The organism is Pseudomonas kairouanensis (assembly GCF_004682055.1).
Lineage (GTDB): Bacteria > Pseudomonadota > Gammaproteobacteria > Pseudomonadales > Pseudomonadaceae > Aquipseudomonas > Aquipseudomonas kairouanensis.
In genome coordinates this window covers 80,247-94,932 of the sequence record NZ_QUZU01000005.1, presented here as the reverse complement: position 1 = coordinate 94,932, position 14,686 = coordinate 80,247, and the positions used below count along the sequence as shown (strand labels likewise).

13 protein-coding genes are annotated in these 14,686 nt (G+C 59.3%); 3 read left to right on the top strand and 10 right to left on the bottom strand.

Features of this window, described 5'->3' with window-relative positions; all coding sequences use genetic code 11:
- Positions 1–101 precede the first annotated feature (101 nt).
- Entirely contained in the window at positions 102–1,112 is a 1,011-nt protein-coding gene (gene nagZ, locus DYL59_RS06365; RefSeq protein WP_135288418.1) for a beta-N-acetylhexosaminidase, read from the bottom strand.
- A gap of 145 nt (positions 1,113–1,257) precedes the next feature.
- A complete protein-coding gene (locus tag DYL59_RS06360; protein WP_135288417.1) occupies positions 1,258–1,965 on the bottom strand; it encodes a TetR/AcrR family transcriptional regulator in 708 nt (235 codons plus the stop codon).
- Positions 1,966–2,228: 263 nt separating this feature from the next.
- Here DYL59_RS06360 and lexA point away from each other — a divergent pair, with 263 nt between their 5' ends.
- Together lexA and sulA are read left to right on the top strand one after the other, a co-directional pair.
- Positions 2,229–2,837 (top strand): transcriptional repressor LexA, encoded by a 609-nt coding sequence (lexA, locus tag DYL59_RS06355; RefSeq protein WP_003172575.1) that lies wholly within the window; start codon positions 2,229–2,231, stop codon positions 2,835–2,837.
- 10 nt (positions 2,838–2,847) lie between these two features.
- Positions 2,848–3,321 carry an SOS-induced cell division inhibitor SulA gene (gene sulA, locus DYL59_RS06350; protein ID WP_058425063.1) on the top strand — a complete coding sequence of 158 codons (474 nt, stop codon included), beginning with the start codon at positions 2,848–2,850 and terminating at the stop codon, positions 3,319–3,321.
- A 31-nt stretch (positions 3,322–3,352) separates the two neighbouring features.
- Here the strand turns inward: sulA and DYL59_RS06345 are convergent, their stop codons facing one another.
- From DYL59_RS06345 to DYL59_RS06305, 7 genes are all read right to left on the bottom strand, one after another.
- Positions 3,353–3,586 carry a hypothetical protein gene (locus DYL59_RS06345; protein WP_135288511.1) on the bottom strand — a complete coding sequence of 78 codons (234 nt, stop codon included), beginning with the start codon at positions 3,584–3,586 and terminating at the stop codon, positions 3,353–3,355.
- Positions 3,587–3,716: 130 nt separating this feature from the next.
- A complete protein-coding gene (locus DYL59_RS06340; protein WP_135288416.1) occupies positions 3,717–4,238 on the bottom strand; it encodes a DUF6586 family protein in 522 nt (173 codons plus the stop codon).
- 192 nt (positions 4,239–4,430) lie between these two features.
- Entirely contained in the window at positions 4,431–7,052 is a 2,622-nt protein-coding gene (topA, locus tag DYL59_RS06335) for a type I DNA topoisomerase (RefSeq protein WP_135288415.1), read from the bottom strand.
- Positions 7,053–7,166: 114 nt separating this feature from the next.
- A complete protein-coding gene (locus tag DYL59_RS06330; protein WP_021490990.1) occupies positions 7,167–7,403 on the bottom strand; it encodes a DUF1653 domain-containing protein in 237 nt (78 codons plus the stop codon).
- 97 nt (positions 7,404–7,500) lie between these two features.
- The gene (gene fadA / locus DYL59_RS06325) at positions 7,501–8,676 is read right to left on the bottom strand and encodes an acetyl-CoA C-acyltransferase FadA (RefSeq protein ID WP_135288414.1); all 1,176 of its coding nucleotides are present in this window, start codon (positions 8,674–8,676) and stop codon (positions 7,501–7,503) included.
- Between the two features lie 29 nt (positions 8,677–8,705).
- Positions 8,706–10,853: a fatty acid oxidation complex subunit alpha FadB gene (fadB, locus tag DYL59_RS06320; protein WP_135288413.1), complete on the bottom strand. Its 2,148-nt coding sequence runs from the start codon at positions 10,851–10,853 to the stop codon at positions 8,706–8,708.
- Between the two features lie 594 nt (positions 10,854–11,447).
- Positions 11,448–11,885, bottom strand: a complete 438-nt coding sequence (locus DYL59_RS06305) for a hypothetical protein (RefSeq protein ID WP_135288411.1) — start codon at positions 11,883–11,885, stop codon at positions 11,448–11,450.
- A 105-nt stretch (positions 11,886–11,990) separates the two neighbouring features.
- On the opposite strand from DYL59_RS06305, the gene DYL59_RS06300 reads away from it, so the two are divergent.
- Positions 11,991–12,431: a universal stress protein gene (locus tag DYL59_RS06300; RefSeq protein WP_135288410.1), complete on the top strand. Its 441-nt coding sequence runs from the start codon at positions 11,991–11,993 to the stop codon at positions 12,429–12,431.
- A gap of 183 nt (positions 12,432–12,614) precedes the next feature.
- Here the strand turns inward: DYL59_RS06300 and DYL59_RS06295 are convergent, their stop codons facing one another.
- Positions 12,615–14,537: an ATP-binding cassette domain-containing protein gene (locus tag DYL59_RS06295; RefSeq protein ID WP_135288409.1), complete on the bottom strand. Its 1,923-nt coding sequence runs from the start codon at positions 14,535–14,537 to the stop codon at positions 12,615–12,617.
- Positions 14,538–14,686: the final 149 nt, after the last annotated feature.

The following is a 14,686-nucleotide window of genomic DNA, read 5'->3' as shown; positions in this document are numbered from 1 at the left end:
CTTTCGCGAGCAAGCCCACTCCCACATTTGACCGCGTTTCTTCAGGCGGTACACGGTCAAATGTGGGAGCGAGCTTGCTCGCGAAGTGAGCGACGCGGTCTTCAGCCAATCAACTGAGCATCCCGCAAAGCAGTCAGCGCCGCCAACCAACGCGGATCTTGCTTGTAATCCGTCGACGCAATCGCCTGCCCGCGCATCCGCGCAATGCGCGCGGACGGCTTGACCTTCATCCGCTGGGCAGCGGTCAGCGCCAACTCCGCAGCAGCGCGATCATTACACACTAACCCCATATCACACCCCGCCGTCAGCGCAGCCTCGATTCGACTGGCCGCATCGCCCACCACATGGGCCCCGGCCATCGACAGGTCATCGCTGAAGATTACCCCGTCGAACTGCAACTCGCCGCGCAGAATGTCCTGCAACCAGCGTCGCGAGAAACCGGCGGGCTGGGCATCGACTTGCGGGTAGATCACATGAGCCGGCATCACCGCCGCCAACTGCTGGCTCAGGCGTGCGAAAGGCACCAGGTCATTGGCGCGAATCTGTTCCAGGCTGCGTTCGTCATTGGGAATGGCGACGTGGGAATCGGCCTCGGCCCAACCGTGGCCCGGGAAATGTTTACCGGTGGCGGCCATGCCGGCGCTGTTCATGCCACGAATGAAGGCACCTGCCAGCACAGCGGCGCGCGCTGGGTCGCCTTCGAAGGAACGGGTACCGACTACGGCGCTGCGTTGGTAGTCGAGGTCCAGGACGGGGGCAAAGCTCAGGTCCAGGCCCACAGCCAGTACTTCGGTCGCCATGATCCAGCCACACTGCTCGGCCAGGTATTCGGCGTTGGGGTTATCTGCCAGCGCACGCATGGCCGGCAGGCGTACAAAACCTTGGCGCAGGCGCTGCACGCGACCGCCTTCCTGGTCGACCGCCAGTAGCAGATCCGGGCGCACGGCACGAATTGCCGCGCTCAGCTCCCGGACCTGGCGGGGATGCTCGATATTGCGCGCAAAAATGATCAGGCCGCCCACCTCAGGCTGGCGCAACAGGTGGCGATCCTCGGCCGTCAGCCAGGTACCGGCAACGTCGACCATCAAAGAACCTTGCAGGGCAGCAGTCATAAACCTTCCTTAAATAACGCACACAACCCGTTGCACTCACCGAGAGCGATTAGCACGGTGAGCACAACGGGTTGCGAGTAAATAGCTGAATTCGGCATGGGCGGCTAGCTTAGCGGATGCAAGCGGCCACGCACACCCAGGTCGATCACACCTTGGCGACCGCCGGTGCGGTTTTGCTGCGGGGGCGCAGTTGGGCGGCGGCCATGGCAGGGTCGGTCACGCCGGTTTCGGCACGCATGCCAGCGGCGAGGAATGGCACCATCAGGCGCATCACTTGCTCTATCGAGGTGTTAACGCCGAAATCGGTCTCGGCAATGGCGCGCAACGCCTTGATCCCGGACATGCTGAACGCCGCCGCACCAAGCATGAAGTGCACACGCCAGAACAGTTCGATAGGCGGGATACGCGGGGCGGCTTCGTTGACCAGCAGCATGTAGCGGCGAAACACCTTGCCATACATGTCTTCCAGGTAACGACGCAGGTGACCCTGGCTCTGACTGAATGCAAGGCCCAGCAAACGCATGAAGATCGACAAGTCGTTGCCGCTGCGGGGCTGCACCACCAGGGCCTGCTCCACGAGCATTTCCAGCAGATCTTCCAGAGTTGGCTTGTTGTCCGCCTTGGCCTGGCGACGCTCCAGATCACGGTCGAGGCTGGCGCAGAAAGGCCCCAGGAAGCGGGAGAACACGGCCTGTATCAGGGCTTTTTTCGAGCCGAAATGATAGTTCACTGCCGCCAGGTTCACCCCAGCCTTGCTGGTAATCAGCCGCAATGAAGTTTCAGCAAATCCTTTTTCCGCGAACAACTGCTCGGCAGCATCGAGAATGCGTTCAACGGTTTCCGACTGGGCCATGGCTACTCCGCCTGACAAACACTTGTTTGAAACATACGTTTCAGGGTGTGTCTTGTCAAGCCTGCGGGTTCGTATTCCGGCCGGGCAGTCATGTATTTCATCGCTATTTAATCACATCCTACAACGTCTGTAGGCAGCGCTATCCCTACGTTGTAGGAAGGATGATGAATGACCGTCCAGCGGAGTCGCAGAAAAGGATGATTGCCAAGCGCAGTTCACTGTATATAATCCCAGTCACTGTATAAAAAGACAGAGCGATCAACATGCTAAAACTGACGCCACGCCAAGCTGAGATTCTGGCTTTTATCAAGCGCTGCCTCGATGACAACGGCTACCCGCCGACCCGAGCGGAAATTGCGCTGGAACTGGGGTTCAAGTCCCCCAACGCCGCCGAAGAACACCTCAAGGCCCTCGCTCGCAAAGGCGCGATCGAGATGACCCCGGGTGCTTCGCGCGGTATCCGCATCCCTGGCTTCGAAGCCAAGGCCGACGAATCGACACTGCCGATCATCGGCCGCGTCGCCGCCGGTGCGCCGATCCTGGCGCAACAGCACGTCGAGGAATCCTGCAACATCAACCCGACCTTCTTTCATCCTCGCGCCGACTACCTGTTGCGGGTCCATGGCATGAGCATGAAGGACGTCGGCATCTTTGATGGCGACCTGCTGGCCGTCCACACCACCCGCGAAGCCCGTAATGGCCAGATCGTCGTCGCCCGTATCGGCGATGAAGTCACCGTCAAACGCTTCAAGCGCGAAGGCAGCAAGGTCTGGCTCCTGGCCGAGAACCCTGAGTTCGCCCCGATTGAAGTGAACCTGAAAGATCAGGACCTGGTGATCGAAGGCTTGAGCGTCGGCGTCATTCGCCGCTAAAGGAGGCATCATGCAGCTCGTGCACACCCCACAACACACACAACTGTCGCTGTTCGAGGCCTTTATGGCCCAACCCCTTGCGCCCATCCTCAAAGAAACGGTCGAGGCGCCCTGGAGCGCCGAACCTGAGGCGTTCAGTGAATTGTCGTTGCGCGGTGCTGCTGGCAGTTGCCTGAGCCTGTTGGCGCCGATCCTTCGCGAACTCAGCGAGGAGCAGGACGCTCGCTGGCTGACGCTGATCGCCCCACCCGCCAGCCTGACCCAGGCCTGGCTGCGGGACGCTGGCCTCAACCGGGAGCGCATCCTGTTGCTGCAGCCACGGGGCGCACAAAGTGCCCAGCAATTGACCTGCGAAGCCTTGCGACTGGGCCGTAGCCATACGGTGGTGAGCTGGTTGAACCCGTTGAATGCGAGTGCCAAGCAACAGCTGATCAGCGCCGCGCGTACGGGCGATGCTCAGAGCTTGAACATTCGATTGGGCTGAGCGGTTGGAGTGAGCGGGCTCGATCGGCTACTTAGTGAAGAACCCGCGGCCCATCTTCCTTCTCCGGTTCGCCTTCTGCCATGCGGCCCGCCATCTGCACACCCACGCTCAACATGGCCTTGGCCACTTCCACATGCTGACCCTGCAGGAAGGCTTTAGCGTCTTCGGAGAAATCCAGAATAACCAGAGAACCCTCGTCCTCAGCCCGGCGCAGCTCGATTCGGCCGTCAGGCAACTCAACAATTTCCAGAAAGGACGTTGGCATAAAAGTCTGTTCTCCACGAAAGGCCGGGATTATATCAGTCATCCACCCGGCCCCGCTGAGGATCTGAAGAGGTTTCTTTACAGCTTGATGAACGGTGCTTTGTGTTGCGTCCCTGAACAATGGGGGCGCATCAGCACTCGTTCAACCCTTCGCGGAAACGCAGCGCCATCTTCTTCAACTCCTGACGCCAGCTTTCCAGCTCTGCACGGCTCAGTGGCTTGGGCTCGTCCTCTGCCAGCGTAACTGCCACGATCAACGGCTGAGTGACATCGCCTTTGGGTACGTGAGGAACACGCGGTGGCTGGAACATATCGGCATGGGCCTTCAACAAACGCGCAACCCAGCTGTCAGGGCTCTGGGCCATTTCCACCAACTCAGCCAGTTCAGGAATCGCCATGGCCTCCAGCACTTCACGGGTCATGATCATTTCGGCACGAGGCGAACCGGCCTGAGGCAGGCGATAAAACCCGGCGATTTCATGGCACAGGCCCAGCAAGGCCCCGTACAAGTGGAACAGCGCCGCTTCACGCCCTGCTTGGACCAGCGCGATGGCATTCATCTCCTTCCCTTCCTCGGCGCGGCCAAGGGCTTCCAGGGACAAACCCGCGAAGTAAATTTTCTGATTGGTACGGGTATAGAGTTCGTTGGCCATAACGGCAGTCTCCACAACGAAAGAGGCGTGATGCTTGCTATGTAGGAGCGAGCTTGCTCGCGAGAAACCTGAGGGCGCCATTATGTACCTGGCTTCCCGCGCCATCGTTAACGATTTTCGCGAGCAAACTCGCTTCTACACCAAAAAAAGGCCGCCCATGCAGGCGGCCTTTGTATCTCGCAGCGTAGTCGGTCAAGCGCCCTGGCGCTTGTCCTCGACTTTCCACTTGCCACCGTCGTAGAACGCTTTCCAGCCGGTAGGCTTGCCGTCCACTTCGGTCTGCACGTACTGCTCCTTGGTTTTGCGGCTGTAGCGGATCACGGCTGGGCGGCCATCCGGGTCCTTCTTCGGCGCTTCACACAGGAAGTGGTACTTCGGATCGATCTCATCCTTGTGCGGCACGATCTCCAGCACCAACGGCGCACGGGTCTCGCGGTTTTTCGGGAACTGGCTGGCAGCCAGGAACAGGCCCGAAGCGCCATCACGCAGGATGTAGGTGTCGTTGACCTTCTCGCACTTGAGCTCGGGCATCTTCACCGGGTCCATCTTCGGCGGCGCCGCGTCACCGCTTTTGAGCAGCTTGCGGGTGTTCTTGCACGTTGGGTTGGTGCAACCGAAGAACTTGCCGAAACGGCCGGTCTTGAGCTGCATCTCGCTACCGCACTTGTCGCATTCCAGGCTCGGACCTTCGTAGCCCTTGATGCGGTAGGTGCCCTCTTCGATCTCGTAGCCATTGCAATCCGGGTTGTTACCGCAGATGTGCAACTTGTGCTTCTCATCCAGCAGGTAGGCGTCCATCGCCGTGCTGCAGATCGGGCAGCGATGCTTGCCACGCAGTACCAAAGACTCGGATTCACCCTCGTCATCGGCAGCGATTTCATCGCCCGGCACCAGGTTGACGGTGGCCTTGCAGCGCTCTTTCGGCGGCAGGCTGTAGCCCGAACACCCAAGGAACACGCCCGTGGAGGCTGTGCGAATCTGCATCGGCCGACCGCAGGTCTGGCACGGAATATCCGTCATCACCGGCTGGTTGGCGCGCATGCCGTTTTCCGGGCTTTCGGCTACTTCGAGCTTCTTCTTGAAGTCGCCGTAGAACTCGTCCAGCACGTTTTTCCAGTCGCGTTCGCCCTGGGCGACGTCATCGAGGTTCTCTTCCATGCCGGCGGTGAAGCCGTAGTCCATCAGGTTGGAGAAGCTCTCGGACAGACGCTCGGTAACGATATCGCCCATCTTTTCCGAGTAGAAACGACGGTTGTGCAGCGCCACGTAGCCACGGTCCTGGATGGTGGAGATGATCGCCGCGTAGGTCGAAGGACGACCGATGCCGCGTTTTTCCATCTCTTTTACCAGGCTGGCTTCCGAATAACGGGCCGGCGGCTTGGTGAAGTGCTGGGACGGGTCCAGCTTGATCAGCTTCAACGTATCGCCCTGGGCCATGTCCGGCAGCACGTCATCATCACCAGGCTTGGCGATTTGCGGCATCACGCGGGTGTAACCGTCGAACTTGAGGATACGGCCCTTGGCACGCAGCTCGAAGTCGGATGCCGCCACGGTGACCGTGGTGGACAGGTATTGCGCCGGCAGCATCTGGCAGGCCAGGAACTGGCGCCAGATCAGCTCGTAGAGGCGCTCAGCGTCGCGCTCCATGCCCGTCAGCTTGGCGGGCGTGGTGTTGGCGTCGGAAGGACGAATCGCTTCGTGAGCCTCCTGTGCGCCTTCCTTGCTGCTGTAGACGTTTGGCTTCTCCGGCAGATAGGTCTTGCCGAACTCGCCTTCAATATAAGTGCGAGCCATCGCCACCGCGTCCTGCGACAGGTTGGTGGAGTCAGTACGCATGTAGGTGATGTAGCCCGCTTCATACAAGCGCTGAGCCATCATCATGGTTTTCTTCACACCAAAGCCCAGGCGGTTGCTCGCGGCCTGTTGCAGGGTGGAAGTGATGAACGGCGCCGATGGCTTGCTGCTGGTGGGCTTGTCTTCGCGCTTGACGATGCTGTAGCTGGAAGCCTTGAGCTTTTCCAGCGCAGCCATGGCCTGGGCTTCGTTCAGCGGCTTGAAGGCCTCGCCTTTTTCGCGGGCCACTTCAAAGCGCACGTTGGCGCCCTTGGCCGTGCCGAGGTCGGCGTGGACTTCCCAATACTCTTCGGGGATGAACGCACGGATCTCGCGCTCACGCTCCACCACCAGCTTTACCGCAACCGATTGCACACGACCGGCAGACAGGCCACGGGCGATCTTGGCCCACAGCAATGGCGAGACCATGTAGCCCACGACGCGGTCGAGGAAGCGACGGGCCTGCTGGGCGTTGACGCGATCGATGTCCAGTTCGCCCGGCTTGGAGAAGGCTTCCTGGATGGCTTTCTTGGTGATTTCGTTGAACACCACACGCTTGTAGCGGCTGTCATCACCGCCAATGGCTTCCCGCAGGTGCCAGGCAATGGCTTCCCCTTCGCGGTCCAAGTCCGTTGCGAGATAGATGGTGTCAGCATCCTTGGCGAGCCGGCGCAGCTCTTCAATGACCTTTTCCTTGCCGGGAAGGATCTCGTACTTGGCCTTCCAGCCATGATCCGGGTCTACACCCATGCGCGAGACCAGTTGCTTGCGCGCTTTCTCTTTTGGGGTGAGCACCGGACCTTCGCCCGCAGCCGCCTTGCCGCGCTTGGCGGCAGGCTCCTTGCTGGCGCTAGCCGAACCGCTGGTGGGCAGGTCTCGGATATGGCCGATACTCGACTTCACCACGTACTCGTTGCCCAAGTACTTGTTGATGGTCTTGGCCTTAGCCGGGGATTCCACAATGACCAGCGATTTGCCCATGGATCGGAAAATTCCTGAATTCGAGAAGTGAAAGGCAGTTGGCGCCTGTCGCGGCAACGCTATATATAGTGGCAACCGGGTGAGGTCAAGCGCAGCATTCTGCGCGGCCTGCCGTTATTGCCCTGAAAAAAGACTGGGTTCGGCCTGGACCAAAGCAAAGCGCGGGACCTGCTCGCCGTCAACCTCGACGGTCTCCAGGAACATGCTCAAAGGGCGCACCCAAAAGCCGTAATCGCCATACAGTGCTTGGTAGAACACCACTTCTTCTTCGGTCTCGGAGTGCCGCGCCACATTGAAAACGCGGTACTGCGGACCTTTATAATGTTGGTAGAGCCCCGGTTCGACTTTCATGCTCTGGCCCTCTTACAAAATTTGTTAAAAAAAAATTACGAAACCACCCAAAAACAAAAACCGGGGCACTGGGCCCCGGCTTCCGTCGACCTGACGCTTAAACGCGTTCGAAGACGGTAGAGATGCCTTGGCCGAGACCAATGCACATGGTTGCAACCCCAAGGTTGCCGCCATTTTGCTTCATCACGTTAAGCAAAGTGCCGGAGATACGTGCACCGGAGCAACCGAATGGGTGTCCCAGGGCAATCGCACCGCCGTGCAGGTTAACCTTCTCGTTCATCTTGTCGAGCACTTTCAAATCTTTCAGCACTGGCAGGGCCTGTGCAGCGAAAGCTTCGTTAAGCTCGAAGAAGTCGATATCGGAGATGGTCAGGCCCGCGCGCTTCAAGGCTTTTTGTGTGGCCGGTACTGGACCATAGCCCATGATCGCCGGGTCCACACCCGCCACGGCCATCGAACGGATCACCGCCAGCGGCTGGATCCCCAGGTCCTGGGCGCGCTGTGCCGACATCACGATCATGCACGAGGCACCGTCGGTGATTTGCGACGAAGTGCCCGCTGTCACGGTGCCGCCCTTTGGATTGAATGCCGGCTTCAAGGCGGCCAGGCTTTCCAGGGTGGTATCCGGACGGATGGTTTCGTCGTAGTCGAACAGTTTCAGGAAACCGTTCTCGTCGTAACCGTTCATCGGGATGATCTCATCCTTGAACTTGCCTTCCAGGGTCGCCTTGTGGGCGAGCTGGTGGGAGCGCAGGCCAAAGGCGTCCTGGGCCTCACGGGTAATGCCGTGCATTTTGCCAAGCATTTCTGCAGTCAGGCCCATCATGCCCGAGGCTTTGGCGGCGTACAGCGACATGTGCGGGTTCGGATCGACGCCGTGCATCATGCTGACGTGGCCCATGTGCTCCACGCCACCAACCACGAACACATCACCGTTGCCGGTCATGATCGCTTGCGCAGCAGTGTGCAGCGCGCTCATCGAAGAACCGCACAGGCGGCTCACGGTCTGGCCAGCTGCGGTGTGCGGGATCTGGGTCATCAACGACGCCATGCGCGCGATGTTCCAGCCCTGCTCCAGGGTCTGGTTGACGCAGCCCCAGATCACGTCTTCGACTTCGTTCGGGTCGACCTTGGTGTTGCGTTCCAGCACTTTGCTGATCAGGTGCGCCGACATGTCTTCGGCACGGGTGTTGCGGTGCATGCCGCCCTTGGAGCGGCCCATGGGTGTGCGACCGAAGTCAACAATCACCACATCTCTTGGATTCAAGCTCATAAATATTCTCGCTCAAGTGTATGGGGCGCTTAACCGAAGAAGCTCTGGCCATTCTTGGCCATTTCACGCAGCTTCGCGGTCGGGTGGTACAGCGGGCCCAAATCAGCGTATTTGTCAGCCAGGGCAACGAACTCAGCCACACCGATCGAATCGATGTAACGCAGCGCACCGCCACGGAATGGAGGGAAACCAATACCGTACACCAGGCCCATATCGGCTTCGGCGGCGGTTTCAACGATGCCGTCTTCCAGGCAACGTACGGTTTCCAGGCACAGGGCGATCATCATCCAGTTGATGATGTCCTCGTCCGACACCTCACGCTGTTCGTAGATGACCGGAGCCAGCACTTCGTGCACCGAAGGATCGGCCACTTTCTTCTGCTTGCCCTTCTTGTCGGCCTCGTAGGCGTAGAAGCCCTTGCCATTCTTCTGGCCCAGGCGCTTGGCCTCGTACAGCGCGTCGATCGCCGAGCGGCGCTCGTCTTTCATGCGGTCCGGGAAGCCTTCAGCCATAACGTCGCGGCCGTGGTGGCCGGTGTCGATGCCGACCACGTCCATCAGGTACGCCGGGCCCATTGGCCAGCCGAATTTTTCCATGACCTTGTCGATGCGCACGAAGTCCACGCCAGCGCTGACCAGCTTGGCGAAACCACCGAAGTACGGGAACAGCACGCGGTTGACCAAAAAGCCCGGGCAGTCATTGACCACGATCGGGTTCTTGCCCATTTTCTTGGCATAGGCAACGGTGGTGGCAACGGCCAGTTCGCTGGACTTCTCACCACGGATGACTTCCACCAGCGGCATCATGTGCACCGGGTTGAAGAAGTGCATGCCGACGAAGTTTTCCGGACGCTTGAGGGCCTTGGCCAACAGGCTGATGGAAATCGTCGAGGTGTTGGACGCCAGGATGGTGTCTTCCTTCACCTGCCCTTCAACTTCAGCCAGTACGGCCTGCTTGACCTTCGGGTTTTCGACAACCGCTTCGACCACCAGGTCGACGTGGCCGAAATCGCCGTAGGACAGCGTAGGACGAATACCGTTAAGTACTTCAGCCATCTTCGCGGCGGTCATGCGACCTTTGTCCACGCGGCTCACCAGCAGCTTGGCGGCTTCTGCCAGGCCTTGCTCGATGCCGTGCTCGTTGATGTCTTTCATCAGGATCGGCGTGCCTTTGGACGCCGACTGATAGGCGATACCGCCGCCCATGATACCGGCGCCGAGTACGGCAGCCTGTTTCACGTCGCGGGCGATTTCGTCGTAGGCCTTGGCCTTTTTCTTCAGTTCCTGATCGTTCAGGAACAGGCCGATCAGGCTTTGGGCCGCCGAGGTTTTCGCCAGTTTGACGAAGCCTGCAGCTTCCACTTCCAGGGCCTTGTCACGACCGAAGTTCGCGGCCTTCTGGATGGTCTTGATCGCTTCGACCGGCGCCGGGTAGTTCGGGCCGGCCTGGCCTGCCACGAAACCTTTGGCGGTTTCGAACGACATCATTTGTTCAATGGCGTTGAGCTTGAGCTTTTCCAGCTTCGGCTGACGCTTGGCCTTGTAGTCAAATTCGCCGCTGATGGCGCCCTTGATCAGGTTCAGTGCGGCTTCGGCGAGTTTGTCTGGAGCAACCACTGCATCGACAGCACCGACTTTCAGTGCGTCTTCAGCCTTGTTTTCCTTACCGGCGGCGATCCACTCGATGGCGTTGTCGGCCCCGATCAGGCGCGGCAGGCGCACAGTGCCGCCGAAACCTGGGTAGATGCCCAGCTTGACTTCGGGCAGGCCGATTTTTGCGGTAGCGGACATGACGCGGAAGTCGGCCGCCAGGCACATTTCCAGGCCGCCACCCAACGCGATGCCGTTGATCGCAGCAACGGTCGGTACGTTGAGGTCTTCGAAATCGCTGAAAATCTTGTTGGCTTCGAGGTTGCCAGCCACCAGCTCGGCATCGGGCAGCTTGAAGTTGTCGACGAATTCGGTGATGTCAGCGCCGACGATAAACACGTCCTTGCCGCTGGAAACGATCACGCCCTTGATCGAAGCATCTGCTTTGATGGTGTCTACGGCCTGACGCAATTCATTCAGGGTTAGACGGTTGAACTTGTTGACGGACTCACCCTTGAGGTCGAACTTCAGTTCGACGATGCCACTTTCAAGAGCTTTAACCGTGATGGCTTTACCTTCGTAAATCATCAACTGATCTCCACGATATGGAAGCTGAACAGTACACATTGGACGCTGGCCTACTGGTGGGACATTGATGATTTGGTCAATGTTCACGCCAAAGCGCCAGGCACACCCGCCAATGCGATAGTCGGGATTCTGTATGAGTCGTCTGACAGACAAACGCTCAATTCATACGCCCGTTTGATTTGGGTACGCCACCTTCATCCAATTCCAGGCAATTGTCAATCGCCCGAAAGACTAGGAAAAACGCGACTTTCCAGTCATTCCGGAACTCCAGCCACCAGAGTCCATCTCGTAGATATTTCACTATTCACAAGATCAATAATAAAAAAGTTGTGGGAAAAGGCTGTACACCACGGGATATCCGGCTAGGCTAGCCGCAACCGTAAAGCGCTAGGACAAACGTGCAACGCGCAAGACACAGATTTACCGGCCTGCCTGGCCAACTCCAGCCCGATGATGATGTCGGGCTTTTTATTGCCCGCGTTTTTGTAGGAGCGAGCTTGCTTGCGAAGGTCGTCAACGATTATCCGTGCAAACTGGAGAAGCGCGGTGCACTGGAGCGCTTCGCGAGCAAGCTCGCTCCTACAGGGGAAAGCGTCAGGCCAGGGCCTTGAGTAAGGTGTCGATGTCCTTGAGCACACTCGCCTCGCCCTTCTCCCCCCAATACAAGGCGATCATCTGCTTGTCGGCTTCGATCTTATAGACGTTGTCCGGTAAGGCCGAAAAATAAGGCAACAACTTCTCATCGACGCAGACCTCGCGCCACTGATTGACCCACACACCCGGCTCCAGCTGCCAATAACTCCAGGTCGCCGGTGTACTGCCGCGCCGTGGCCGGCAATACTGCGCGCAGGGGCTTGGCGGCTCGTGCTTGAGCCAATGCGGCCATTCCTGAGGGGCCAATTGCATGGCCAGGCCGATGCGGCGCGCCTCCATGCGCAGGGCCATGCGCCCACTCTGATGACGCGATGGACGCAGCCATGCCAGAGGGCTCAGAACCACCACAAGGATTGACACCACTATCCAGACCGTCATATGTGTACTCCCGAATTTCTAGATGAGCGGATTTGATCTGACGCAACCCCATCCGCTTGAAAGCAGCCATACTGAACTTATTGCAGTCCTCTGGAGGAACGCCTCATGCCCTACCAACATATTCTGGTCGCTGTCGACCTGACCGAAGAGTGCGACCCAGTGATCAAGCGTGCACAGGAATCTGCACTGGCCAATGGCGCCATATTGTCGCTGGTGCATATTGTCGAGCCGATGGCCATGGCCTTTGGTGGTGACGTGCCGATGGACCTTTCCCAGTTGCAGCAACAGCAATTTGACCAGGCCAAGGAGCGCCTGGACCGTTTGATTCTTAAATACCCACATTTGAAAAAGGAAGACTGCCACCTGACATACGGCCAACCACGCCAGGAAATCCACCATCTGGCCAAGGAAAAGGCGTGCGACCTGATCGTGGTGGGCAGCCATGGTCGTCACGGTTTGGCGTTGTTGCTGGGTTCCACTGCCAATGACGTGCTGCACGGCGCGCCGTGTGATGTGTTGGCAGTCAGACTGGTCAAAGCCCCTTAAGACCAACGCAGATCAAATGTGGGAGGGGGCTTGCCCCCGATAGCAATCTGGCAGTTGACGCATTTGGTGACTGAAGCGCCGCCATCGGGGGCAAGCCCCCTCCCACATTTGGATCGCATTTCATATAAAAAGCCCGGCGTTCATACGAATGAACGCCGGGCTTTTTCAATGCGCTGAGATCACTCAGGCATCCAACTCAGCCCAACGCTCCACCAGCACTTCCAGTTCCTGGTTCAAGGTTTCCAGCGAAGCAATAACCTTGGCAGTTTCTGCCGCCGGACGTAGGTAGAACCCACTGTCAGCCATTTCTGCTTCTACGGCAGCGATCTGCTGTTCCTTGGCGTCGATATCACCCGGCAAGGCTTCCAGCTCGCGCTGCAGCTTGTAACTCAGTTTTTTCTTGGCAGCCGGTGCAGCGTCTTGAACCGGCTCAGCAGCAGCGGCCACCGGGGCCACCACCGCCGAGTTCAAGTCAGCCTTGCCGGACTTGCTCTCGGTCACGCCCAACAAGCGCGGCGAGCCGCCCTGGCGCAGCCAGTCCTGATAACCACCGACGTACTCGCGCACCTTGCCTTCACCTTCGAAGACCAGGGTGCTGGTGACCACGTTGTCGAGGAATGCCCGGTCGTGGCTCACCATCAGCACAGTGCCGTTAAAGGTCAACAGCACCTCTTCCAGCAGCTCAAGGGTTTCCACGTCCAGGTCGTTGGTCGGTTCGTCGAGCACCAGCAGGTTGGCCGGTTTGCTGAACAGCTTGGCCAGCAGCAAGCGCGCACGCTCACCACCGGACAAGGCTTTGACTGGTGTACGCGCACGCTGCGGGCTGAACAGGAAGTCGCCCAGGTAGCTGAGGACGTGGCGGCTCTGGCCGTCGATATCGATAAAGTCGCGGCCTTCGGCAACGTTGTCGATCACGGTTTTTTCCAGGTCCAACTGGTGACGCAACTGGTCGAAGTAGGCCACGTCGATGCGCGTGCCCTCTTCCACGGTGCCGCTGGTCGGTTGCAGGCCGTTGAGCATCAACTTGAGCAAGGTGGTCTTGCCGGTGCCGTTGGCGCCGAGCAGGCCGATACGGTCGCCGCGTTGCAGGACCATGGAGAAGTCCTTGATCAGGAACGGGCCGTCCGGGTGATGGAAGCTGACGTTTTCCAGCACCATCACCTGCTTGCCCGACTTGTCGGCGGTGTCCAGTTGGATATTGGCCTTGCCGGTGCGCTCGCGACGCTCGCTGCGCTCAACGCGCAAGGCTTTCAAGGCGCGCACGCGGCCTTCGTTACGGGTACGGCGCGCCTTGATGCCCTGGCGGATCCACACTTCTTCCTGGGCCAGCTTCTTGTCGAACAACGCGTTGGCGGTTTCTTCGGCCGCCAGCGTGGCTTCCTTGTGTACCAGGAAGCTGGCGTAGTCGCCGTTCCAGTCGATCAGGCCGCCACGGTCCAGTTCGAGGATGCGGGTTGCCAGGTTCTGCAGGAAGGAACGGTCGTGCGTGATGAACAACACGGCGCCCTGGAAATCCTTGAGGGCTTCTTCAAGCCAGGCGATGGCGCCGATGTCCAGGTGGTTGGTCGGCTCGTCGAGCAGCAGCAGGTCTGGCTCGGACACCAGGGCCTGGGCCAGCAGCACGCGACGACGCCAGCCGCCGGACAACTCGGCAAGGGTCTTGTCAGCGGGCAGTTGCAGGCGGCTCAAAGTGCTGTCCACCAGTTGCTGCAAGCGCCAGCCATCACGGGCTTCGAGGTCTTGCTGGACGTGCATCAGCTTGTCCAGGTCCTCTTCGGTGACGCAGTTCTGGGCCAGGTGGTGGTATTGGGCAAGCAACTCGCCCACGCCATCGAGGCCTTCGGCAACCACGTCGAACACGGTCCGTCCGTCGGCCACCGGCAATTCTTGCGGCAATTCGCCGATCTTGAGGCCTGGGGCACGCCAAACGGAGCCGTCATCGGGCTTCTGGTCGCCCTTGACCAGCTTCATCATGCTGGATTTGCCGGTGCCGTTGCGGCCGATGATGCACACCCGCTCACCACGGGCGATCTGCCAGGACACCTTGTCCAACAACGGCATAGCGCCGAAAGCAAGGGACACATCGCTGAATTTGAGCAGGGTCATACGCTTCTCCAAAAACTGGGCGCGCATTCTACCTGAGTTAGGGGTGGGATGCGGCCGGCTTTTTCGCTGCCGACACGTCCTGTAGGACATTTCTGACCAACCTGAAGGAACCCGCCGGCAAAGCTTTCGTAGGTGTCGGGCAAAAGGCT

What these genes read in the sequence shown, in the direction of transcription:
- nagZ (WP_135288418.1), bottom strand. Translation starts at nt 1,112, where the DNA reads ATGACTGCTGCCCTGCAAGGTTCTTTGATGGTCGACGTTGCCGGTACC.
- DYL59_RS06360 (WP_135288417.1), bottom strand. Translation starts at nt 1,965, where the DNA reads ATGGCCCAGTCGGAAACCGTTGAACGCATTCTCGATGCTGCCGAGCAG.
- lexA (WP_003172575.1), top strand. Translation starts at nt 2,229, where the DNA reads ATGCTAAAACTGACGCCACGCCAAGCTGAGATTCTGGCTTTTATCAAG.
- sulA (WP_058425063.1), top strand. Translation starts at nt 2,848, where the DNA reads ATGCAGCTCGTGCACACCCCACAACACACACAACTGTCGCTGTTCGAG.
- DYL59_RS06345 (WP_135288511.1), bottom strand. Translation starts at nt 3,586, where the DNA reads ATGCCAACGTCCTTTCTGGAAATTGTTGAGTTGCCTGACGGCCGAATC.
- DYL59_RS06340 (WP_135288416.1), bottom strand. Translation starts at nt 4,238, where the DNA reads ATGGCCAACGAACTCTATACCCGTACCAATCAGAAAATTTACTTCGCG.
- topA (WP_135288415.1), bottom strand. Translation starts at nt 7,052, where the DNA reads ATGGGCAAATCGCTGGTCATTGTGGAATCCCCGGCTAAGGCCAAGACC.
- DYL59_RS06330 (WP_021490990.1), bottom strand. Translation starts at nt 7,403, where the DNA reads ATGAAAGTCGAACCGGGGCTCTACCAACATTATAAAGGTCCGCAGTAC.
- fadA (WP_135288414.1), bottom strand. Translation starts at nt 8,676, where the DNA reads ATGAGCTTGAATCCAAGAGATGTGGTGATTGTTGACTTCGGTCGCACA.
- fadB (WP_135288413.1), bottom strand. Translation starts at nt 10,853, where the DNA reads ATGATTTACGAAGGTAAAGCCATCACGGTTAAAGCTCTTGAAAGTGGC.
- DYL59_RS06305 (WP_135288411.1), bottom strand. Translation starts at nt 11,885, where the DNA reads ATGACGGTCTGGATAGTGGTGTCAATCCTTGTGGTGGTTCTGAGCCCT.
- DYL59_RS06300 (WP_135288410.1), top strand. Translation starts at nt 11,991, where the DNA reads ATGCCCTACCAACATATTCTGGTCGCTGTCGACCTGACCGAAGAGTGC.
- DYL59_RS06295 (WP_135288409.1), bottom strand. Translation starts at nt 14,537, where the DNA reads ATGACCCTGCTCAAATTCAGCGATGTGTCCCTTGCTTTCGGCGCTATG.